This window comes from Crocinitomicaceae bacterium (genome assembly GCA_016708105.1).
In the GTDB taxonomy this organism is placed as follows: domain Bacteria; phylum Bacteroidota; class Bacteroidia; order Flavobacteriales_D; family Crocinitomicaceae; genus JADJGJ01.
Map to the genome: position 1 here is coordinate 471,711 of JADJGJ010000001.1, position 23,987 is coordinate 495,697.

At 38.6% G+C, this 23,987-nt stretch carries 19 protein-coding genes; 9 read left to right on the forward strand and 10 right to left on the reverse strand.

Going from position 1 to position 23,987, the window contains the following annotated elements; all coding sequences use genetic code 11:
• The first annotated feature begins 19 nt into the window (after positions 1 to 19).
• Positions 20 to 712 carry a hypothetical protein gene (locus IPH66_01945; GenBank protein MBK7128114.1) on the forward strand — a complete coding sequence of 231 codons (693 nt, stop codon included), beginning with the start codon at positions 20 to 22 and terminating at the stop codon, positions 710 to 712.
• A gap of 15 nt (positions 713 to 727) precedes the next feature.
• On the opposite strand, the gene IPH66_01950 is transcribed toward IPH66_01945, so the two are convergent.
• Complete coding sequence (locus tag IPH66_01950; GenBank protein ID MBK7128115.1) at positions 728 to 1,957, reverse strand: metallophosphoesterase; 1,230 nt, start codon at positions 1,955 to 1,957, stop codon at positions 728 to 730.
• Positions 1,958 to 2,106: 149 nt separating this feature from the next.
• Positions 2,107 to 2,568, reverse strand: coding sequence for a hypothetical protein (locus IPH66_01955; protein ID MBK7128116.1), 462 nt, complete (start codon positions 2,566 to 2,568; stop codon positions 2,107 to 2,109).
• A gap of 126 nt (positions 2,569 to 2,694) precedes the next feature.
• Here IPH66_01955 and IPH66_01960 point away from each other — a divergent pair, with 126 nt between their 5' ends.
• Positions 2,695 to 2,904, forward strand: coding sequence for a hypothetical protein (locus IPH66_01960; GenBank protein MBK7128117.1), 210 nt, complete (start codon positions 2,695 to 2,697; stop codon positions 2,902 to 2,904).
• 3 nt (positions 2,905 to 2,907) lie between these two features.
• On the opposite strand, the gene IPH66_01965 is transcribed toward IPH66_01960, so the two are convergent.
• From IPH66_01965 to IPH66_01985, 5 genes are all read right to left on the reverse strand, one after another.
• The gene (locus IPH66_01965; GenBank protein ID MBK7128118.1) at positions 2,908 to 5,220 is read right to left on the reverse strand and encodes a hypothetical protein; all 2,313 of its coding nucleotides are present in this window, start codon (positions 5,218 to 5,220) and stop codon (positions 2,908 to 2,910) included.
• A 17-nt stretch (positions 5,221 to 5,237) separates the two neighbouring features.
• Positions 5,238 to 7,844 carry a CotH kinase family protein gene (locus IPH66_01970; GenBank protein ID MBK7128119.1) on the reverse strand — a complete coding sequence of 869 codons (2,607 nt, stop codon included), beginning with the start codon at positions 7,842 to 7,844 and terminating at the stop codon, positions 5,238 to 5,240.
• Positions 7,845 to 7,867: 23 nt separating this feature from the next.
• On the reverse strand, positions 7,868 to 8,599 hold the full coding sequence (locus IPH66_01975; GenBank protein ID MBK7128120.1) for a geranylgeranylglyceryl/heptaprenylglyceryl phosphate synthase: 732 nt from the start codon (positions 8,597 to 8,599) through the stop codon (positions 7,868 to 7,870).
• Positions 8,596 to 9,810, reverse strand: coding sequence for a T9SS type A sorting domain-containing protein (locus IPH66_01980; protein MBK7128121.1), 1,215 nt, complete (start codon positions 9,808 to 9,810; stop codon positions 8,596 to 8,598). The genes IPH66_01975 and IPH66_01980 overlap by 4 nt, the downstream gene beginning before the upstream one ends.
• Positions 9,811 to 9,874: 64 nt before the next feature.
• On the reverse strand, positions 9,875 to 10,474 hold the full coding sequence (locus IPH66_01985; protein MBK7128122.1) for a 4'-phosphopantetheinyl transferase superfamily protein: 600 nt from the start codon (positions 10,472 to 10,474) through the stop codon (positions 9,875 to 9,877).
• A gap of 118 nt (positions 10,475 to 10,592) precedes the next feature.
• On the opposite strand from IPH66_01985, the gene IPH66_01990 reads away from it, so the two are divergent.
• Positions 10,593 to 11,906, forward strand: coding sequence for an adenosylhomocysteinase (locus tag IPH66_01990; protein ID MBK7128123.1), 1,314 nt, complete (start codon positions 10,593 to 10,595; stop codon positions 11,904 to 11,906).
• Between the two features lie 56 nt (positions 11,907 to 11,962).
• Here IPH66_01990 and IPH66_01995 read toward each other — a convergent pair whose 3' ends face one another.
• Positions 11,963 to 12,397 carry a hypothetical protein gene (locus IPH66_01995; GenBank protein ID MBK7128124.1) on the reverse strand — a complete coding sequence of 145 codons (435 nt, stop codon included), beginning with the start codon at positions 12,395 to 12,397 and terminating at the stop codon, positions 11,963 to 11,965.
• Here IPH66_01995 and IPH66_02000 point away from each other — a divergent pair.
• From IPH66_02000 to IPH66_02025, 6 genes are all read left to right on the forward strand, one after another.
• Complete coding sequence (locus IPH66_02000; GenBank protein MBK7128125.1) at positions 12,396 to 12,692, forward strand: hypothetical protein; 297 nt, start codon at positions 12,396 to 12,398, stop codon at positions 12,690 to 12,692. The two genes, IPH66_01995 and IPH66_02000, sit on opposite strands and share 2 nt — an antisense overlap.
• A gap of 171 nt (positions 12,693 to 12,863) precedes the next feature.
• Complete coding sequence (locus IPH66_02005) at positions 12,864 to 16,625, forward strand: carboxypeptidase regulatory-like domain-containing protein (GenBank protein MBK7128126.1); 3,762 nt, start codon at positions 12,864 to 12,866, stop codon at positions 16,623 to 16,625.
• Between the two features lie 28 nt (positions 16,626 to 16,653).
• The gene (locus IPH66_02010; protein ID MBK7128127.1) at positions 16,654 to 20,772 is read left to right on the forward strand and encodes a T9SS C-terminal target domain-containing protein; all 4,119 of its coding nucleotides are present in this window, start codon (positions 16,654 to 16,656) and stop codon (positions 20,770 to 20,772) included.
• Positions 20,773 to 20,798: 26 nt separating this feature from the next.
• Positions 20,799 to 21,869 carry a PorV/PorQ family protein gene (locus IPH66_02015; GenBank protein ID MBK7128128.1) on the forward strand — a complete coding sequence of 357 codons (1,071 nt, stop codon included), beginning with the start codon at positions 20,799 to 20,801 and terminating at the stop codon, positions 21,867 to 21,869.
• A gap of 66 nt (positions 21,870 to 21,935) precedes the next feature.
• The gene (greA, locus tag IPH66_02020; protein MBK7128129.1) at positions 21,936 to 22,412 is read left to right on the forward strand and encodes a transcription elongation factor GreA; all 477 of its coding nucleotides are present in this window, start codon (positions 21,936 to 21,938) and stop codon (positions 22,410 to 22,412) included.
• On the forward strand, positions 22,412 to 22,801 hold the full coding sequence (locus IPH66_02025; GenBank protein ID MBK7128130.1) for an HIT family protein: 390 nt from the start codon (positions 22,412 to 22,414) through the stop codon (positions 22,799 to 22,801). Before greA ends, IPH66_02025 begins: the two co-directional genes overlap by 1 nt.
• Positions 22,802 to 22,838: 37 nt before the next feature.
• Here IPH66_02025 and ruvC read toward each other — a convergent pair whose 3' ends face one another.
• Entirely contained in the window at positions 22,839 to 23,396 is a 558-nt protein-coding gene (gene ruvC / locus IPH66_02030) for a crossover junction endodeoxyribonuclease RuvC (GenBank protein ID MBK7128131.1), read from the reverse strand.
• Complete coding sequence (locus IPH66_02035; protein MBK7128132.1) at positions 23,396 to 23,881, reverse strand: histidine phosphatase family protein; 486 nt, start codon at positions 23,879 to 23,881, stop codon at positions 23,396 to 23,398. The genes ruvC and IPH66_02035 overlap by 1 nt, the downstream gene beginning before the upstream one ends.
• Positions 23,882 to 23,987: the final 106 nt, after the last annotated feature.

Here is a 23,987-nt window from a genome sequence, read left to right on the forward strand (position 1 = left end):
ATATTAGATCATTATTTCAATGAAAAGGGCTTTAAAGATAATTTTATTCTTGTCTACTACAACAGTTTTCGCACAGGAAATTTCTGAAACGGTGTATTCCGTCTATTTCAGGACAGAGGCATTTGCCGCTTTAAAAAAAGCAAATGGTGTATCAACCGGTTATCACGGCAGCTATGAACCAGAAAATACAGATGAAAATGCCTTGAGGCGTTCAGCCGGTGAATATATCAAGGTTGATGAAACGGGCATATATCTTGAAAAAAATAAATTACTTTTTATAACGCGTGAACAGGTGCGTGAAGATAGTAAGTATCAAGTGCGCAACGGGTACATATTTGGTGTTGTTGAAAATGATTCTCTGCCAACTGCGCTTGAAGGGGAGAATTATTATTTTTTAGTGCCTTCCAAAACGTATATCTACCAAACGGGTTCAGCAAATAGTTTTTTATATGATGCGTTTAGTTCAGGTGTTTATTTTTTAGCGCAACCTGAAGATAACGGACACTTTACCGTAATTGTTATACACTTTACCGGTAGCGGAATTGACATGAAGGAACTGGTATTAAATGACGAAAATTGTTCAGCCCAAAAAATAAAAAAATGTGAAATAATCAAGGGCGATTTCAATACGTATATCTTAAGTCCGGTTATTAAAGAATGGGAGCAACTTGCAACTTGTTTTGAGGTGTATGACAGATTTGTGAAGGAGTAAAATTTTACGTTTCAATCACACCAGTTCAATGAGTGTGATTTCTGGCCAAATACCAATTCTTCCGGGATACCCTAAAAATCCGTAACCCCTGTTTACGTATAAATATTGATTGTCTTTAGAGTATAAGCCCGCCCATTTATCATAGCGCAATGAAATGGGACTCCATTTAAAACCATGCGTTTCAATTCCCATTTGTGCACCATGCGTGTGGCCGCTGAAGGTGATATCAATGTCTCTATAGTCTTTGACCACTTGCTCGTCCCAATGAGTTGGGTCATGTGATAACAACAATTTTACCGGTGCATTGACTCCTTGATACGCTTTTTTTAGGTCACCAATTTGTTGAAATCCTGAACCCCAATTTTGAACACCGATAACAGCTATTTTTTCTTGGTTTTTTTCAAGATAGATATGCTCATCAAGCAATAATTTCCAACCCAGTTGCTCATGCGTTTTTTTTACTCGCTCAAGATTTTCTTTTTTATCTTCTTCTGAATTCCATTGTCTGTATTCTCCATAATCATGATTTCCCAATATTGAGTATACACCCATTGGCGCTTGTACTTGCGAAAATATGTCCATGTACGGTTCCATTTCAGATGCGCTGTCATTCACCAAATCACCGGTAAAAAAAATGACATCGGGTTTTTCTTTGGTTAACATGTGTATGCCTCTTTCAACGGCTTGCTTGTCATAAAAACTTCCGGCGTGAATATCTGAAATCTGCGCAATTTTAATTCCCTTGAATGCAGATGGAAGATTGGCAAGTTGTATTCGCTCTCTGCGCACTTTATAATTGTATGGCCCAATGAACATGCCCAGCGGATACGAAATTGCGGGCACTGCTGCAGCAAGAATTCCGGCACGGACAAGAAAATCAGAGCGTGATATTTTTTCGCCTGAAGTTTCAACTTGTGGTTTTAATTTTTTACGCACAAATATTATTCCTCTCCTCAAATCATCAATGAATAGAAAAATTGCCATGGCTAATTTGACAAAAAAATTAATCATCACAAATCCAAAAAAGAAATTACCGATGTTGCGAGGCACAGCATTAGTTGCAGTGAGCATCAATATAATTGAAATAGCTGCGGTGAAAAGAAAAACAAAATAACTGATTTGCAAAATGCGTTTAGTTATTATATGGTATGTATTCCATTTGCTTTTTAACCCCCGATAGGTATACCATTCAAGGCTGCCTCCAATGAGAATTACAATAACCAAGAATAGTAAAATACGCATGATCAGATTTTTTTCTGAAGACGTATTGAGAAGTAGAATATTTTAAATCAGCTAATTAATTTCAAGAAAGATGCTGCTGAAAAAATTGTGTAGATCCTATTCAGGGGTTAAAAACAATAATTATCAGATGCAGTTAACAAAAAAGGTGTTAATCAGCAATTACCAATATTATTTTGAGCAGGCTTTTTTTTCTTTCGCAAACTCACTCGGCGTTTTCGTTGGAATTTTTTTGTTTTTTGGTCAGCAAGCAAATCATTGTATTTTTCCAAGATATTCAGATAGCGATCTTTCCAATACTCTGCGGTGTTTTTTTCTGAATATTGAGCAATGGGCTCTTCTGCTTGACCAACTGCATTAATTGATTTTCTGAGTTGCGTCAAATCATGAGCGAAATCATATCGTATTATGCTTCCTATCTCATAGATGGTATCTAATGACAAGGCAGGATTTTCAAAGGCGTAGTACATCCATCTTCGGCTTTTGCCCAATTTTGCTGCTAAACGGGTAATCGAGTACCCGGTTTCACGTACGGCCTTTTCTACTATTTCACCACGGTGTTTCACCTCCACAAAATTGCGTTCTATTGTGAGAATTTCACTGCACAAATATTGCACAGTTCCGTGTATAATACTATATTTGGGCGCATTACCTTATGTGGGTCAGTTCATTACACGATATGATCCAAGCAATGATAAGGGCTGATGTAAGATATTGTTTTTTTACCAAAGTTTGCTTAAACCATGACAGCGGAAAAGAGTGTTGGTTTGATAAAATTGACGAATGCGCATAGTATAGATGAGCAAATCTCTATTCATCATAATCAGGTTGTTTCTGTTGCAAGAGATTCAGAAAACCCCGCCTTTGTTAGAGTAATCTGTTCTGATGGTCAAGAGTTTTGTGTGACAGAATCTCTTGAAGAAGTTTACAATTTGCTTAGAAATTGCATGTGAGTTTTATTCTGTTATCAGTATTTTTTTCTGATGCAGATTTTCTTTTGTTGCCACTTGCACAATATAAATTCCGGTTGAAATATTTTCAGGAATAAGATACACTGAACCTATTTGTATTATTTCAATTTTTCTTCCTTGATCATCTATTAAAATCACGTAAGCAATTTCTTGGGCAGTTTTGATGGAAACTTGATGTGTCAGCTGATCAAATAGGATGTGAAAATCTTCTGAACCGGCATCATCAATGCTTGCTGAAAATGTATCAACATGCACGCAGGCTGAGGTGTCTGTGCATCCGTTTTCTGTAATAATAACGGCATAATCACCGGTCAAAGAAGCAACAAAAATTTGATCAGTTTCACCCGGAATAATCAGGTCAGTTTCACAATCAATCCATTGATAAATTGCGCTTGACGCCTGTGCGGTAATATAATTGTCATCTTGATTAAGCGCTGTGTTAACCGGAAGTTGAACCGTTAGATTAGTAGTTACCACGCTGTCACAAAAATTACTTGCTGTAATGATATCGGTATATACTCCACTGACACTATAAGTACTGCTGCCAATGGTATACGTATCGCCATAACAAATGGAAATATCATGAATGGCTGTAATTTGATTTTCAATAGTAAGATTGGTGTATGCTGTGCTGTCACATCCATTACTTGCTGTAAAGATAACAGGATAAACCCCGGTGGTAGTTTCGTAATTTCCATCAATCCAATATCCTGTACCAAAACATACGGTAACAAAATTTGAACTACTTAACTCCGGTGCAATAGTAAGAGTTGTATTTACTGTACTGTCACAACCATCTATACTTTGCAATAAATCAGAATAGTTGCCTGATGCAGTGTATGTATTTGTACCAACCATCAAACTTTGACCAAAACATAAATCAATAGTTTGGTTAGTGATTAATACCGGACACGATTCATTGCTGAAGAAATATGCTGCTCCTGCATCTGCCATAAGATTTGTTCCGGTCTCATCATAATCTTGCATAAAAGCACCAATAATTATGGTGTGATTTGAAAGACCAACATCAATTCCAAATTCATCAAAAGCTTGTCTGTCTGAGGCATCAATTTTTTGAGATTGTGTCCAAACCCCGGCGTTTTTTTCAAATATATACGCTGAGCCGGCGTCATCAGCTAATGCACCACCAAACTCATCATGATCATCTGAGTGCGTGCCAACAACCAATAAAGTATCTTTTAAAGCAAATGAATACCCAAAGTGATCTCCTGAGTTTCGATCATCAGGTACAATTTTCTGAGTGAATACCCACGTGCCTCCGGTATTACGTTCAAATAGATAAGCAGAACCCGGGTTGGTTAGTTCATTGCTGACACCATCTTCTTCTTCATCTTCTGAATATGCACCTACAATTAAAACATTGGTGTCTATCTCTACAGCGCAACCAAAACGATCCCATGATTCACGATCAAAATTTTGAATTTTTTGTACTTGTGACCATGTACCTGCATTGCGTTCAAAAATATATGCAGCACCTGAAGACCACATAATACCTGATGGCGGTGATACAACGGCATAATCATGATGCAGCGCACCAACAACAATATAATCTCCTGAAATAGATACTGCCCAACCAAATTGATCACCTAAATCTTCACCTGAATAACCACCCGGGTAATTGATATCCGCTGCACGATCTGCCGCACAAATTTTTTGTGTTTGATTCCAGTTTCCTCCTAAGTCTCTTTCAAAAACATATACTGAACCTGCACTATAAATATAACTTCCGCCTGCAACATTGTGATCTTCAGCACGGGCACCTACAACTGCAGTAGAACCACTTATGTCAACGCTCCAGCCAAATTCGTCATCGTCTTGCCGATCAGATGCAACAATTTTTTCTACCTGTACCCAATTACCGCTTCCGTCATTTTCAAAAATATAAGCTGAACCTGAATTTGATAATGAATTTGCACCGGATGCATCTTCATCTTCACGGTATGCACCAATAATGGCATAGTCTCCTTCAATAGCAACTGACCAACCAAAGCGGTCATAATCTTCTTGATCAGATGGAATTAATTTTTGATGTTCTACCCAATCATTCACTCCAACACGTTTGTAAATGTAAACTGAACCATGATTTTCACTTCCGCCAAAATTATCGCTGTATGCGCCAACAATTGCCCATATTCCGTCAATGTCAACTGCGTATCCAAATTGATCATCAGCAGCGCGATCAGCGGGTACGGCTTTTTTAAATTCAGTAAAATTTTGCGCAGAAATATCTGAATTAATCCAGATAAAAATTAATAAAAGAAGCAGTGATTTTTTCATGTTCAGTTTTTTAGAAATCATTTTTGAATGATCAGTTGAATTACTTCATTTTTATCTGAAACCAAAATGTAAATTCCATTTGAGAGTGATCCTAAATCAGCAGATTCACAATTTTCAAAGTGAAGCAATTTTTTACCATGCATATCAAAAACAGCAAATGTTGATTTTTCAGACAAGTGAATTATGCCGTTTGAAGGGTTAGGGTAAACCTGCAATGATTTCAAACCATGCTCACTTAATTGTGTTGTATTGTTGTTTTGTAATGGGGTTGGTCCGTCAAACACAGCAAATGTATTAGATCCGTTAGGGTAGCGTCCAAATGAATAGTTTGAAGATGTTGCCGGGTACATTAATTCATCCATTAGTATTCCTTCAGATGTTTTCAGGTAAATGGTATTGATTGCGTTAGTAAGGTCACCTGAGGTATGATTTTCACCTTGATATGCTTCACCATCAAACCAGAAAAGTAAATATCCGTTTGCAGGTATGACCGTGCCGTTAGGAATTGTCCAGCTGTGCGTGCTCCATTGGAAAACACATCCTGAAAGGTTCATTGGCTTGTCATTTGGATTGAACAATTCAAGCCAATCATCATGCTCTTCAAAATTGTCTTCAAGATGATTTGTGTTTGATGCCATCAATTCATTAATGACTACAGATTGATATGTGTCATCTGTTTCAAAAATGGCGGTGAATACAGAGTCACCTGATGGATTCCAAAGAATTGTTTCATCGGTAATTCCACTCTCTTGCCATTCAACAAAACGATATCCGGGTTTAGCAATTGCGGTTAACGGCAATTCAACGGTGTTCATATAATATCCATTCCAAGGATAAACCGGATTATTCACCGCTGGAAGATTCTCATTGATCAGAATAGAATTAACTTGTACCATTCCCATGGTGGGGTCATTAACTTGCACGGTTACCATGCTTGAATCAGGATATCCCCATTTAATCATCATGTGATCTCTTACCTTGCGTTGTCTTCTGTCAGCAAAAACCTGCAAATAGTAAAAGTTAAGATCCCATTGGGTGAGGGTAGGGGTTTCAGATTGTCTGGTATATAGGGTGGTTGCTGTTGATGGGTATCTCCACCGCTCAACATTTTCAAGCATAGAAGGTGTAAGTGCGTTATATATTTCAGTTACTTTTTGACTCACTCTGTTTTTTCTGTATTGTGAATTGAGAAGGTCACACATCCGGTTGACAAATTTTTTCTTGAAAGTTTCGTTCTCAAGCATGCCTCTGAAAAAACGTGTGTATGAAGCAAATGTTCCACTAGCTACGGTAGCAGCATTTAAGGTGTTGACCGTGTAATATGCATTGCTGCAATCTCCGCCAAATGCTCCATCAAAATCATAAAATACCCATCTGAATTTGCCATCATGCGGTTTTGTTTTTTGAGGATTAAATGGCCCTGTTTTTCTCCATATAACCACGTTTGAATAAACCCAATCTACGTTGCTGAGAAAAATTTCAGAACACATATAATCAATGTAATTGTCTTCATCAATTTTTTCAAGGACATATTGATAGTGCTGATCAAGTGACATGTCATTGGCAATGATATAATCTTCAAGACTTGACATTTCATCAGCATCTACCTGAAATCCGTCTTGCACATCATATTCCTGATCAAGTATAGTGATATCGTTGTCATCAACTCCATATCTGTTTTGAATAAAATATTTGTCTACTCTTTCTTTAATAGTATGGATGCCCCAATATTCTCCGTTGATGAAAAGGATAAGATGACGCACGTGTTGTTGATCAACAGCAAGTCCTTCAGTTATCATGTTTGCTAAATCATCTCTTGGAAAACAACTTGGGCTATGTCCACCACCACGCAGAATAATGCGTTTGTATTTATCTAAAGCGTAGTTATCAAATAGGGGATAATTGAAATTGGTTTCCGGATCAGTATCTCCATATAAGCGCAGATTTTTTTTGCATGAAGATCTGCTTCCTCCACCATGAATTCGTGCTCTGACTTTTTTTGATAAGACAAGATTTCCACCGGCATCAAAATATTCAAGATTAGTGATGCGTTCCCAGGCAACTCCTTTTTCTGAATAGTTTCCATCCGGGTGATTACCGTAAACATAAATTCCACTTTCTTGAGAAAACATATCTACGCTGTCAACAACTAGAGATAAAACAGGCAGTGCATATCTAGATGCGCCCATTGGATCAATCATAAAAGTTTGTGTCACCGTTTCACTTGGAGCGTATCCCGGCTTGAAGGCTTTAAAACGAAGCACATTGATTTTATACACTTCACCATACGGAGGAAGCCAGCCACGGTCATTTGCTCTGTCTAAATCATACGCTCCCATCGGGTAATCAAATGATGGATTGGTAGGAATCATGGAATAAGAGTTAGGTTCACCGTTACGATTACTCAACTCAATTGGGCCTGTATAAATATTGTCTGAAGTGGTAGGTTCGTTCCCGTTAAGTGTATAGAAAATTGTTACTCCGCTCAGCTCATGATTCAAAGTAACAGCTACATCACTTGTGTAAATTCCTGATGTTTGATCTGAATAAGGCAAAGCAAGTTGTTGTGACATCAATGAAGTGCCAAAACAAAGTGCAAACACAATAATCAGAAAATTTCTCATTGCTTCAAATTTATGAATTTCAATTATTTGTACAAAGTTTTAACATGCATGAGATCTAATAAAAAGTCAGGATCTTCTTCTATTTTATTTCCGATAACAATAATATCTGCACCGGCATGGAAAGCCATTTCAACCTGGTCTGAAGTTTTGATACCTCCGCCAATAATTAATGGCACCTGAATTTGTTTTTTAACTGTACTGATCATGTCAGGCGAAACCGGATTCAATGCGCCACTGCCTGCATCTAAAAAAATTGCCTTTACTCCAAGCATTTCCCCTGCCAATGCAGTATTTGCGGCTATGCTATATTGATCAGGCGGAATTGGCGTAGTTTGACTCACGTATTGAACTGAACTGTTTTTTCCGCCGTCAATTAATAAATATCCGGTTGGTATTATTTCAGTTTGCATTGATTTTAATACAGGCGCTGCTTCAACATGATGTCCTATCAAATAATCTGGATTTCTTCCGGAAATCAATGTTAAAAATAATAGCGCATCTGCCTTTGGATGTACTTGATTATATGATCCCGGAAAAATCACGACCGGTATTTGGGTGTGCTCTTTAATGTATTGAATGCAGCTGTTGAAAGAACCTATATTTACTGTACTTCCACCAACAAAAATATAATCTGGTTTCAGTGCATTGATGCGCACTAATAATTCAGCAAGTTGTGATTCATTGGATGTTTTGTCAGGATCAACCAAAACTGCTAATTGCTTTTTACCTGAATTTATTTTTTCAGAAATTGTCATGGTATAATTCTTAAATAACCCGTTGTAATTTGGTTTTGATTTGTGGTGACAACTAAAATATAATTACCTTCTTTAAAATTAGCTATACTAACTGATGCATTTGAATCAGACAGATTTTTATTCTCAACTAATCTGCCCGACAAATCATATATAGCTAGTTGCATTGGGTATGATTCAGGCTGAAATCCGCTAATAAAAAAATGTGTTTTACAAGGGTTGGGATAAACAGCAACACCATCATCAATCGTTAATTCTGCATTACTTAAAAGAGGAATGAATGCCCAGAAATCTCGTAGATTGGTACCTGTGGTTCCGGTTCCGCAATAAGCAATATCACCAATGGTAAATGAAACCATATACCTTCTTGCTTGTCCGTCAAAATCTGCAATTTGAATCCAGCTGTCATTGGTGAAATCATACTTCCAGAAATCATCAAAATTTTCAGTGCCTTCATTATTGTTACCGGTGCCTATATAGGCTTCACCATTTAATACAAAACCTGTTGCATCTTGGCGTGGTGTTATACCAACGTCTGCTTTTTGGATCCAGGAATTGGTTGTTGGATCATACTCAAAAAAATCAGCTCTATCATCACCAAACACGTGACCTGTGCCAACATAACCTTTCCCGTTGTGCGCAAACGCTACTGCTGAGCTGCGTGCTTCACCGGTGAAATCTGCAATCTGAGTCCAGTTGTTAGTGGTTGGATTGTATGCATAAAAATCAGCAGCATATCCTGATTCGGTTTGTCCTGTTCCGCAATATCCTATATCGTCAATCATGAATGCACATGCCCCGCGACGAGGCACCCCGGGAAATGAATCAACCTGAACCCAAGTATTTATTAAGGGAATATATTTCCAAAAATCATTGCAATATTCACTATTGTCGTTTTCGCCAAGTCCAACATAAGCATAGCTGCCAATAGTGAAAGCACTTGAGTGATATCTGTAGCCTCCGCCATAATCTGCTATTTGTGTCCAGCTATTGGTGCCCGGGTCATACTCCCAGTAATCTTTGAAATAGGCTAGTCCGCCTGAATTGGTATGGCCCCCACCTATGTATCCTTTATTTCCAATTGAAAAGCCGGTACAACGGTGCCGCGCATCTCCTCCAAACGAGGCTTTTTGTATCCACATACCGCTTACGTTAAAGCTAAGCAAATGAATCAATGCTAAACTTACTATCAAATATAAAATATAACGGTGCATGGTACCCAATCTAACTGTTTACGAAAAAGAATGTCAGAAAGTTGTATTAATTATAGGTTAAATTTCAAAACACAGATTTGCCATTCATATCTTCATGTGAACACCAGCAAATAACAAATTCTCCTAAATCATGATAACGAAATATGTAATGGTGTAATTCTTTGTCTTTGATTACATCTGCATAAACTTCTTGGTTTCGAATTTTCAGCCTGATATTGTCTTTGAGGCTCAACCCTTCGGTATTTTCCATTTTGTAAATAGCCTCTTTGATGCTCCACGCAAGGGTTATCTGGGTGAGATCAAGTATATTTAACTCTTGAAGTTCTGAGTTTGAAAGAAATTTCTTTGATATTCGTATAAGTTTATCTGATTTGAATTCTGCATCTATTCCCACCTCATGTGTTGGATGATAGGCAATAGCAACAATATTACGTGAATGTGAAATGCTGATGAACCCTCCATTTTCAAGATATGGTCTTCCTTTCGTATCATAAGAAATTATTCTGCCAGAGTTAAATGAATGCCAAAGTACGCGTGTGTAAAGGAATTCAGCCTTGCGTTTGACTGATAGAAAGGAATTGTAGCGCATTAATTCATTTTCAGTTAATGCGTTTAGGGTTTCAGCAGGTAATGTCTTATTATCAAACTGAATATATTTTATCACGCTGCCGTTGTGTGATGCTAAGTGATGAATGGTGTACAATTGACAATCAGTTTAATTATGGTGCAAATTACAAAGGAGTTTTGTACTTTTGCAGCCTTATACTAAAGAAAAATTGACGATGAGCACTACAGAACAAAAATTAAAATACAAAGTCAAAGACATTAGTCTGGCAGAATGGGGAAGAAAAGAGATCCGCCTAGCAGAAGCTGAAATGCCCGGTTTGATGGCTTTAAGAGCAGAGTATGGATCAACCAAACCTCTCAAAGGAGCACGCATTGCTGGTTGTTTGCACATGACTATTCAAACAGCAGTATTAATTGAAACCTTAGTTGAATTGGGCGCTGAGGTTACTTGGTCATCATGTAATATTTTTTCAACTCAAGATCATGCAGCGTCTGCAATTGCTGCTGCAGGCATTCCGGTATATGCTTGGAAGGGTATGAATGAACAAGAATTTGACTGGTGCATTGAACAAACTCTTTTTGCCTTTGAAGGTGGTAAACCTCTGAATATGATTCTAGACGATGGTGGTGATTTAACGAATATGGTTTTTGATCGCTATCCTGAGCTGACAAAAGATATCCGTGGATTATCTGAAGAAACAACCACCGGTGTGCATCGTCTTTATGAGCGTGTGAAAAATGGTACTTTGGTGATGCCTGCAATCAATGTGAATGATTCTGTTACTAAATCAAAATTTGATAATAAATACGGATGTAAAGAGTCACTAGTTGATGCAATACGCAGAGCTACTGATGTGATGATGGCAGGCAAGGTTGCCGTTGTTGCCGGTTACGGTGATGTAGGTAAGGGATCAGCAGCTTCGTTAAAAGGGGCGGGTGCCCGTGTGATTGTGACTGAAATTGATCCTATTTGTGCATTGCAGGCCGCAATGGATGGTTTTGAAGTAAAGCCAATGGATAAAGCCGTAATGGAGGCAGACATTGTTGTTACCGCTACCGGTAATAAAGATATCGTGCTTGGTCGTCATTTTGAAAAGATGAAAGATAAAACCATCGTGTGCAACATTGGTCACTTTGACAATGAAATTGATGTAGCATGGCTTAACAAAAACTGGGGAAAAACCAAGTTAGAAGTTAAACCTCAAGTTGATTTGTATACCGTGAATGGAAAAGACATTATCCTTTTAGCTGAAGGTCGTTTGGTTAATCTTGGTTGCGCAACCGGGCACCCTTCTTTTGTAATGTCAAACTCTTTTACAAATCAAACGTTAGCTCAAATTGAACTGTGGAATAATTCTGCTGCATATAAAAATGATGTCTACACACTTCCAAAACATCTAGATGAGAAAGTTGCGCGTTTACACCTTGCTAAAATTGGGGTAGAACTGGAAACTCTCTCTGAAGAACAAGCTAAATATATTGGTGTTACTGTGGCCGGTCCGTTCAAAGCAGAACACTACAGATATTAATATTTTTAGAACGAAATTAATTTCAAATCCTGCCTCTTTAGAAGGCGGGATTTTTTTTAATTATAGATACTTACCGTGTAGGCGCCGTCCCAGGTAGTGTAATATTTTTTTAGTCCAAATTGAGCTGGCCCTGCAAGTACCTGTCCGTTTTGAATGCTAAATCGTGAACCTGAGCAAGTATCTATCAACTCAAAAATATTATCCGGATTTACCATGACAATAGCACATGCGTCGTCTGAATTATAAGTGGAATGTCTGTCAAAGGCTACAAATTCTGAAAAATTGTTGTAGACTACGATACCTCTGGATCCCCCATTAACATAGCTATATCCCCCTGGTGCATTCAAAGCCTGATAGGCAGGCAAATCTAAGTTAATAGTCACGTTAACAGGCACATTAGGAATTGGGTATTTCTCTTCCTTACATGAAATTGTCAACAATGCCAGAAAGAGCATTGCAATAATTCGTTTTCTTGAATATATTTGAAACATGAAAGTGAATCTTCAAAAACTATTAACGAAATTATTAATAATTATTTCAGTTACGCTCATTTTACCTTCTGAGGGGTTTGTGCAAGATAAAGGAGCGAAGTCTATTAAATCAGGCGGTGGTGGTTCACGCAATAAAAGTCGTGGCTTGAGAAGCAGCTACAGCTCCAGAAAAAGATCCGGTCGCAAACACTGGAATAATCAAGACAAAGAAACCAGAAAACGTATGAGGCGTGCAGCTCGCAACGCAAAAAGACGTCAAAAGGGAAAACCAATGAAGAATAACAGACTGGTATAATAAACTCAGTTTTCGGTTTTATTTTTCTTTATCCTTTAGTTCTCAGTATCTAAATTTGTCAGTGAGTAAAAACGGTTAAGATTTTGTTATTTTTTTTTGCTCGACCAGATTTTATTTACCTATATTTACCCGCTATTGTATTTTAGGAATATTTAACAAATACGCTTACTTATGCTGAAGTCTCTACGATTGGTAATTACAACTTTCTTGTTGTCAGCTGGTTTTGCCTACGCGCAAACCGGTACAGGTTCTATCAAAGGAACAATTACCGATAAAGTATCTGGTGAACCCCTTCCCTTTGTTAAGGTGATTGTTTTTTCGGGTGACCAGCAAAAAGGTTATGCCGCAACTGATTTTGACGGCAAGTTCCTTATCAGTTCTCTCGCTCCCGGTTCCTATGATGTGGAATTGAGATTTGTCGGTTATCAAACTGTGAGACAAACCGGAGTTATCGTGAGTTCTGATAAATACACCATTTTGGATGATCTTCAAATGGGACAAACCGCTGAAATGCTTGATGTGGTTGAGGTAATTACGTATTCAGTTCCTCTTATCAATAAAGACGGGGGTGCTTCTGGTGGTACGGTAACTCGTGAAGATATTTCCAAAATGCCAACTCGTGATGCAACCGGGATTGCTACTACCGTGGGTGGTGTCTATAACGCAGAAGGTTCAGGAGCATTGCAAATTCGCGGTGCACGTGCTGAAGATTCATATTATTATATTGATGGTATTAAAGTGCGCGGTTCTTCTTCTTTGCCTAAAGCGGCTATGCAAGAGGTGTCGGTTATTACTGGTGGTGTGCCAGCAAACTATGGTGACGTAACGGGCGGTATTATTTCTATTACTACTCGCGGTCCTTCTGCCCAGTATTTTGGATCGTTTGAAGGCGTAACTTCTGGATTCTACTTCAATGGTCAAGATCCACTAGGTTATGACGGCAAAGTGTTTGGTCTTGATAAATACGGATATAATCTGTTGGAAGGAATGATCTCTGGTCCACTATTAATGAAAAAGGATTCTACCGGTGCAAAAACAGATCCCATTTTAGGTTTCTTCATTTCTGCCAACTTTACTGATGAGCTTGACAGCCGCCCACTTACTAATGGCGGTGCATGGAGAATAAAACAAGATGCTCGTGATTCTTTGTTGCTGAATCCTTTGCGTCCAACAGGTATCGGACAAGGTACTTATTATAATGCCAGTTATTTGAGAAATGATACTGAAAATCCTGAAAATTCAGATTTCGAACAGGTTCCTTGGAGAATGAATGCTCGTGGTCGTTCTGCTTCTTTCGCAGGTAAAATTGACGTGAATGCGGGACCTTCAATCAACTTGACTTTTGGTGCCTCGGCTGCATATTATAATGGAAGAGGATATTCTTATCAAGGTTCATTGATGAACTTCGAAAATTTTGGCCTCAATACATCATTCGACTGGCGTGTGTACGGTCGTTTCACTCAACGATTCGCGAACGATGATGCAAACTCTGCTTCAAAAGTTAAAAATGCTTTCTACTCTATCATGATTGATTACTCTCAGTCTTATGACAGATCTTGGGATGCTACTCATCAAGACCGTATTTTCAACTATGGTCATGTTGGTACATTCACTACCTACAGAATTCCAACTTATGAATTCAATCAAGATGGGGATAGCTTGATACATAATGGTTATCAAGATGTTTTGGTGACTTTTGATCCAAATTATACAGTTTCGAAAGACGGTGATACTGCGCTTACTGCATTATCGGCGATAACAAATCAGTACTATCAGATTTATGAAGGGAATCCTTTTGGTAATTACGAAAATCAATTCCAGATCCAACAAGGTGGTGGCTTGAGAAACGGAGACGTACCTGATAATGTATATGGTATTTGGGATAACCTTGGAACTCCATATAATTATTATGGATATTCACAGGCTGATCAGTTCCGTATTACTGGTTCTGGTACTGTTAACCTAAGCGATCATGCTATTTCACTTGGTTTCGAATATGAACAGCGCTGGGATAGAAACTTCGGCGGCGCACCAATCGGTATTTGGACAATTGCTCGTCAGTATATGAATAACCATATTCTTGAGTATGACAAATCAGTTGCAGGTTCTACTTATGATTTTTATGGAACCTTTCCGCGTGTCACCTATGACAGATTGAATGCTGCACCTGGTGATTACGGTGGACAACAATCTAATGATGCTCAATATTTCTTTGATTATAATGTGCGTCTCGGTCAAGGTCTGAATCCTGACGGAACTGATTTTGTTGACATCGATGCTATTGATCCTAATTTCTTCACATTGGATATGTTCAGCGCAGATGAATTGTTGAATTCAGGAAATAATATTTTTAGCTGGTATGGGTATGACCATGTTGGTAATAAAGTGAAAGGCGCTACAAACATCAATGATTATTTTACCGAATTTGATGAGAATGGAAATTATAAACGCCATATTGGAGCTTTCCAGCCAATCTATGTCGCGGGATACGTGATGGATAAATTTGCATTTGATGATATTATTTTCAACGTAGGTGTTCGTGTTGACATGTTTGACGCAAATCAACCGGTATTGAAAGATCCATACTTATTATACACTGCTAAAACCGTAGGTGAAATATCGCAATTTGACAACGGTACGGCCATCACTCACCCTGATAATATGGGCGATGATTATGTAGTTTATGTCAATGATGTAAACAACATCACTGCTATTAACGGTTACCGTAACGGTGACACTTGGTATGATGCCAATGGTGTTGAGGTGTCTGATCCTACTGTCATTTCTGGAAGTAAAGGTATTGCACCATGGTTAGTTGATCCATCGCTTACAAACCCAACAGCTGATGCATTTGAAGATTATAAACCACAAATTAATGTGATGCCTCGTATCGCATTCTCGTTCCCAATCTCTGATGAGGCTTCATTCTTTGCACACTACGACATCTTGACAAAACGTCCTACAACCGGTAATCGTTTTGACCCTATTGATTATCAATTCTTGCAAACGAGAAATGAAATCATTAATAACCCGAATTTGAAACCTGAAAAAACCATTGACTATGAGCTCGGTTTCCAACAAGTATTGAGTCGTACCTCATCATTGAAAATCTCTGCTTTCTACAAGGAACAAAGGAATCAGGTTCAGTTGATGAACGTACTGATGGCATATCCAAACACCTACCGTACATACGGCAATCGTGACTTTGGTACAGTTAAAGGGTTGACGATCATGTATGACCTTAGAAGAACCGGCAATGTCCGTATGACAGCTGCTTACACATTGCAGTTTGCTAACGGTACAGGGTCTGATCCAAATTCTGCTCTTGCACTTGTAAACTCAGGTTCTCCAAACTTGCGTACTATTTTCCCTTATTCTTACGATCAACGTCATGCATTCTCAATTGTGTTGGATTATCGTTACGGAACAGGGAAAGATTACAACGGACCAAAAATTGGAAATTTTGAGGTATTTGGAAACACTGGATTAAACATTGTAACTAACATTGGTTCTGGTACTCCTTATTCAGGTTTGAAAACTCCAGTTGGTGATGGTTTGATTTCTCCAAATAGCTCACAATTGGAAGGAACAGTAAACGGTTCAAGAAAACCTTGGACTTATCGTATAGATCTTCAATTAGACAGAAATTTTGATTTGGAATTTGGCAATGATGAAAATAAAAAGAAAGCGGCATACCTGAATGTATACTGCCGTGTTACAAATATTTTCAACTTCCAAAACGTACTTAATGTATATCGTGCAACAGGTAACGCATCAGATGACGGATATCTTGCTGCTGCACAATATCAGACTTCAATTCAAAGTCAATTGGATGAACAAGCATTCAGAGATTATTATCTGATGAAGGTTGCAAACCCTTTCAACCTTGGTTTCCCAAGAACAATTCGTATAGGTGTAAAATTTGATTTTTAATCAGACATAAATTCAAATTCAAAAGATTATGAAGCGAATAATCGTAAGTGTTGTAATGATGGGGATAGCCGGATCAGTTCTGGCTTATAAGGACATGAACAGTCATGGCCCTGTTACCCCTTCAGGTGGAGATGATCGCGCAGCCGGCTGTGCTCCGGCAAATGAAAGACTCTTCATGGAGTTTAATAATGTGCGTGCATTGATTGAAACAGGCGGTAGCTTGTGGCAAGATCGTGCCAATTCAAAAGCATCTTATGAAGTACCAGTTGGAGGTGATAACCACGTCTTGTATTCAGGTGCGCTTTGGATGGGTGGTGAAGATATCAATGGACAATTGAAATTAGCTGCACATAAATTTAGAACTGGGAATGACTTCTGGCCGGGTCCTTTGGGAGGATTAATCGCCGGTTCTGGTAATTTCAATCCTTTCGTTGTGCAAAATGCAGATATGATTTTGGTGCGCGACAATGGTGCCGCTGACATTATCCCATCTCAATGTACCAAGTATGATAAATTTTTTACCATTCGTAAAGCAGAGGTAATGCAGTTCATCACATGGTGGAATTGCCAGAATGGAGTACTTGATCCGGAAGATTGCGAAGAAGTGCTTGAAATGGATCAAGAAGTGTTAGACCGTATCGTAAACTGGCCTGCTCATGGTGATCCAAGTTTAGGAGAAGATTTTTACTTAGCTCCTTTTTATGACAATGCGCCTCCGGGCCAATCGCCTAATGGAATCTATGATCCTATTAATGATGGTGATTATCCATGGTATGATGTGCGTGATGAAATTGATTGCCGTAACGATCGTCGTGTAACCTTGTTTGGTGACGAAACGCACTGGTGGGTATTCAATGACAAAGGAAACATTCACACTGAATCTGGTGGTGACCCAATTGGTATGGAAATTCGTGCGCAAGCTTTTGCCTTTGCAACCGACGATGCGGTGAATGATATGACTTTTTATAACTACGAATTGATTAACAGAGGAACTCAAACTTTGTATAATACCTATTTCGGACAATGGGCCGACCCGGATGTTGGATTTGCAACCGATGACTATGTAGGTTGTGATGTTACTCGTGGTTTGGGTTACGCTTATAACGGTGATGCTGTTGACCAAGGTGGTAACGGTCAACCTGGTTATGGTAACAACCCTCCAGCTGTTGGTATTGACTTTTTTGAAGGCCCATATCAAGATGTTGACGGGGTTGATAATGCCAAAGGGATTGGACCCAATGAAGCATTGAACGGAATTGGATATGGCGATGGTATCGTTGACAACGAGCGCTATGGAATGAGACGTTTCGTCTATTACAACAACTCAAGCGCTCAAAACGGTGAACCAGATAATGCAACGGATTATTACCGCTATATGCAAGGTATTTGGAAAAATGGCTCTCCAATGCGATATGGTGGAGATGGATTCAATACCGGTACAACTAGTTTGGAAGCTGATTTTATGTTCCCGGGTGATTCAGACCCGCAAAATTGGGGAACTGATGGAGTAGATCCTGGTTTTGAATGGACAGAAATCACTGCCGGTAACCCGCCTGCTGACCGTCGTTTTATTCAGTCTGCCGGACCATTCGTACTTTCTCCAGGTGCGGTAAATAACATTACAGTTGGTGTTGTTTATGGACGTAGTGACGAAACTGATCTTGAAGCATCTGTGCGTGCAATGAAAACTGCTGACACAAAGGCTCAGGCTTTATTTGATAACTGCTTTGAATTAGTTGAACCGCCTGTGGCGCCTACTTTAACTATTCAAGAAATGGAAAATCAATTGATTCTTTATTTAACTGACCCTCCAGGTGTAAACATTGAGTCATATTATGAGCGTGATAAAATCAACATCATTACTCCTGATGAATTGATTGATCAAGGGATTTATTATGATGATACTTTCTGGTTTGAAGGTTATCAGGTCTTCCAAATGCGCGATGAGCTTTCTGCGGTTACTCAATTGGATGATATTGAACAAGCACGTTTGGTTGCACAGTGTGATATTGTCAACGGTGTATCAAAATTGGTGAACTATACTTATGATGAGGAATTAGATATCTCGATTCCTGCTGTTATGGTTGAAGGAGCTGATGAAGGATTGAAACATTCATTTGTAATTACTGAAGACCTTTTTGCAACCGGTGATCGTAAACTGGTAAATCATAAAAAATATTATTACATCGCTGTAGCATACGCTTACAATCAATATAAGGAGTATGATCCGAATGATCCGCAATTATTGGATGGACAAAAAAATCCATATTTGAGATCTCGTATTTCAGGAACAGGTAAAGGAATTGAGTCAGTGGTTGGTATACCGCATGATCCAACTCCTGAAAATGATGGAACAATTTTTACTACAAGCTATGGTTACCAACCTGAAATTACTCAGATTGAAGGTGAAGGTAATGGGGGAACATTCCTTGAATTAACTGATGCTTCAGTAAGCACGATTCTTGCAAATGGTAAGATTGATCATCCAACCTACAAAAGTGGATACGGTCCAATTGACGTAAAAGTAATTGACCCGTTGAACCTTCAAGAAGGAACCTATACCGTTGGTTTTGGAAATGATGAGCCTAAATTAAATAATGATATCTGGTGGATATGCCGTGACTTCAACGGTGTGAAAGATACAGTTTGGTCTGACTACACAATTGGTGTTTCTAATGAACAGTTGATTTTGGATTGGGGTCTTTCTGTAACTATCAGTCAGCAATTTTATACTGGAAATCCCCCAGAAACCAATTATTACACAGATCCGATTGATGCGGTAATTTCTTATGCTGACTCATCTAAGATGTGGTTGTGGGGTGTCCCAGATAATGACAGTTATTATCCTACTAACTGGATTCGATCAGGAACAGCAAGTGAAAATGCTACTGATAATACTGAGTGCGTTGCTACTGCTTGGATTCAAAATCCATGTTTCTACAACGACAAGGCGCTAGATGATGAATCGAAATATGAAAAACTATTGAATGGTACTATTGCACCATATAACCGCGTCGGTTATGAATGTTATGGAATGCCTCTTGGTCGTCCGGGACATACGTATGTTGATCCTGATCCTGCCGGATGGTGGACTACCATTTCTGCATCACAAACTAAAGCAAGTTTCTATCAATTACATGATGTAGACATTGTGATTACCGCTGATAAATCTAAATGGACTCGTTGTCCGGTATTAGAAATGAATGATAACCCTACACAGTGTGAATACTCATCTGATGATGTTATGTATATGCGATCAGACGAATCGGTTGACAAGGATGGCAATCCTGATGGCACAGGAACAGGAATGGGTTGGTTCCCTGGTTATGCAATTGATGTAAATACCGGCGCCAGATTGAACATGGCTTTTGGCGAAAACTCATGGCTAGCAGGGGATAACGGCGATGATATGATCTGGAATCCTACCTCGTCATTTGCTGATAATGTTGGAAATCCTACATTTGGTGGTATGCATTATGTTTATGTTTTTGGAGAAAACGTTGACGACAGTGGTTGCCCTAGCTATGATGAAGGAACATGGCTTGCTTCAAAATGGGATACTTCGTTACCTTCAGGAACCAGAAATACAAACTTCCTGACTTCTTGGAAAAACTGTTTCTGGGTATTTGAACCATTATTGCTTTTTGATCAGGAACTGTTGCAAACAGATGTTAAAATCTCTGCGCGAATCAACAAACCGTATAAAGAAAGAGAAGTTAATGGAGAGAATGATGGTTCACCAATGTATCAATTTACAATTACAGAGCCAACTCGCACCATGAATAGCGATCAGTTGATTTCTGTATTGGATAATATCAATGTGGTTCCTAATCCTTATTATGCATACAGTTCTTATGAAACCAGCAAATTGGACAACCGTATTAAAATCACCAATTTGCCAGAGCGTTGTACAGTAACTATTTTCAATATGCAAGGTGCTTTGGTTCGCAGTTTTGAAAAAGACGATCCACTGACTTCACTTGAATGGGATTTGAAAAACCACAAAGGAATTCCTATTGCCGGCGGTGTTTATCTGATACACATTGAAGTTCCAATAGTAGATGCGAGCGGTAATCAAATAGGCACTGAGGAGAAGGTATTGAAGTGGTATGGTGTATTAAGACAGGTAGATTTAGATAACCTGTAGATAGTAAAAACGACTTTTGAAGACTTATGAATAAATTTTCGAAATCAATTCTAGCCGGATTTGCAGTGATTGCTGTAAGTTCAATGGCTATGGCAGGAAACGGAGATCGTGTTGGTTCAGCCGGTGCCGGAGAATTGCTAATCAATCCTTGGGGTCCCAGCGCAGGTTGGGGTGATGCAGGAGTATCTTGTGTAAACGGGGTAGATGCAATTTATACTAATATCGCTGGTTTGGCATTCACATCCAAAACGCAGATCAGGTTTGATCGCACTAGCTGGCTTGGTGGTTCAGGTGTCAATATTAATTCAGCCGGTTTGGCTCAACGTATTTCTGACGCTAGTGTTATCTCTATCTCTGTTATGTCAATGGGATTTGGTGATATTCAGATTACAACAGTTGATTTGCCGGAAGGTGGAATAGGTAACTTTAGACCAACCTATTCAAATTTCAATGTTGGTTATGCACGCGAATTTTCCAATTCAATTTACGGTGGAATCAATTTCAAAGTAATCAATGAAACCATCTCAAATTTGCGTGGTACAGGTGTTGCAATTGACGCTGGTATCAGATATGTGACAGGGGAAGAAGATCAAATTAAATTTGGTATTACGTTGAAGAATGTTGGACCTACCATGTCATTCAAAGGTGACGGGTTGGCAATCTCAATGATGTACCCTGAAACAGGTGATCTTGCCACGCTTGAGCAACGCTCTTCAGCTTTTGAAATGCCGTCTCTGCTTGCCATTGGCGGATCGTATGATTTTAATTTCTCAGAGATGTATAGACTGACAGCTGCCGGATCTTTTACAGCTAATTCATTCTCAAATGACCAATTCAGATTAGGGTTGAATTTCCACATGGGAAGTGAAAAAGCTCAGTTTGATATGAACGTTGGATATGTTTATGAAAAAGGTATTTTTTCCAAAGATTATATGTTCAACGGACGTGTTACTGCACTCAGTGGAATAACCGGCGGAGTTACTGTAAATGCCATTGTAGGTAAAAACAAAAGCATGTTAGGTATCAACTATGCATACCGCCATGCTGCCCCGTTCAATGGTTGTCATACCGTTGGGGTGACTATTGATTTAAAATAAAATTTTCTTAAATTTGTTGACAAGGGAGTCCTTACAGGGCTCTCTTGTTATTTTTTATAATGCACTATGTCACAGTTAAGATATTATACTGAAGAAGGATTGAAAAAGCTCAAGGATGAACTTTATCAATTGAAAGTAGTTGAACGGCCAAGAATTTCACAACAGATTGCTGAAGCTCGTGATAAAGGTGATTTGTCTGAGAATGCCGAATACGATGCGGCTAAAGAAGCACAAGGTTTGCTTGAAGCGAAAATTGCAAAGATGGAAGATATTGTTGCTAATGCGAGAATCATTGATGAGTCTCAGATTGACAATTCTAAGGTGTTAATTCTTTCAAAAGTAAAAATTAAAAATACCGGCAATGGAGCTACCATGATTTACACGCTGGTTGCTGAAAATGAAGCTAATCTAAAAGAAGGCAAAATATCTATTGATTCACCAATTGGAAAAGGATTGTTGGGAAAAAAGGTAGGTGATACGACTGATGTTAAAGTACCAAGCGGTACAGTGAAATTTGAGATACTTGAAATAACCAGAAACTGATGGCTACTATTTTTTCAAGAATCATTACCGGTGAAATTCCTTGCTATAAGGTTGCAGAGAACGATAAATTTCTGGCTTTTCTAGATATCTCACCGCTGCGAAAAGGTCACACCTTGGTTATTCCAAAAATAGAGGTGGACTATATTTTTGATATGGAGGATGATCTATTGGCTGAGATGATGTTGTTCTCAAAAAAGGTGAGTCAAAAAATAAAGGCAGTTTTTCCTTGTAAAAAAGTTGGGATTGCTGTGATTGGCCTTGAAGTGCCTCATGCACACATTCATTTAATTCCGCTGAATTCAATGCGCGATATTGATTTCTCTCAACCAAAATTAAATTTAAGTGCAGAAGAACTCAGAACGATTTCTGCCAATTTGATGAATGCGTGAAAAGGTTGTACTGATCAACTTTTCAGGGTTAATTAAGCTATTTAATTCTATCAGGATTTTGAGAAAGAAATGATTTCCAGTTTCCTGATTTTGCTTTGTTGTTGAGTCCAACTCCTTTTTGATAATAATGACAAACTGCTGCTGCAAGCGCATCGGTCGCATCTAAATAATCAGGAACTTCTTTAATACCCAATTGACGCATGAGCATAGCAGCAACTTGCTCTTTACTTGCATTTCCGTTTCCTGTAAGAGATTGTTTGATTTTTTTTGGCGAATATTCTTCAATTGGAATGTTGCGCTGAAGTGCTGCGGCAATGCACACCCCTTGTGCTCTGCCAAGTTTGAGCATGGACTGAACATTTTTGCCAAAAAAAGGCGCTTCAATGGCCATTTCATCCGGATGATATTCTTGAATGAGTTGATCAACCCTTGAAAATATCCGCTTTAATCTGTCAGGTTGATTTTCAATTTTACTCAGTTTTAAAACTCCAAATGTGATGAGTGAAATACTGTTGCCTTGAATGTGAATCAAGCCATAGCCCATTACCACAGTACCGGGGTCAACACCAAGAATTATTTTATCTTCACTTTTCATCAGAAAGAAACAACGTCAGGAGTAATGACTTCAATAAGATTTCCGGTGTTTCCTGAAATTAAATTCCAATCGTCAAACGGAAATTCAATTACCGCACATTGGCATGTAGCCAGTGTTGTTTGTTTACCAGTTAGCCATGACACCAAATCAGAAATGCCATTGTTATGACCTATATACAAAAGGTTTTTTCCTTTTCCTGTTTTATGGATGCGATGCAGAATGACAGATCGTTCGGCCAAAAACAAATCAGCATGATATTCAATGGAAGTTCCATCCAGATGGTGTCTTACAATTTCAGCGGTTTGCGCTGTTCTCACAGCCGAGGAGGCAATTATCTGATTGGGTTTATAATTTCTTTGTTTTAAAATATAACCTAGTACGTTGGCTTGCGCGGTACCTTGTTTGTTTAAATGTCTCTGAAAATCAGATGATTCATCTGTGAATTTCACGGCTTTTCCGTGTCTGAGCAAGTGAAGCTGAAGCATGTTTAGAAAAATCTTTTATACAATTCCAACCCTAAGTTAAGCAAACTCGTTATACAGGTAAGAAAATGTTTATTATAGTTTTTGGGTTTGCTGTAATGAACTACTT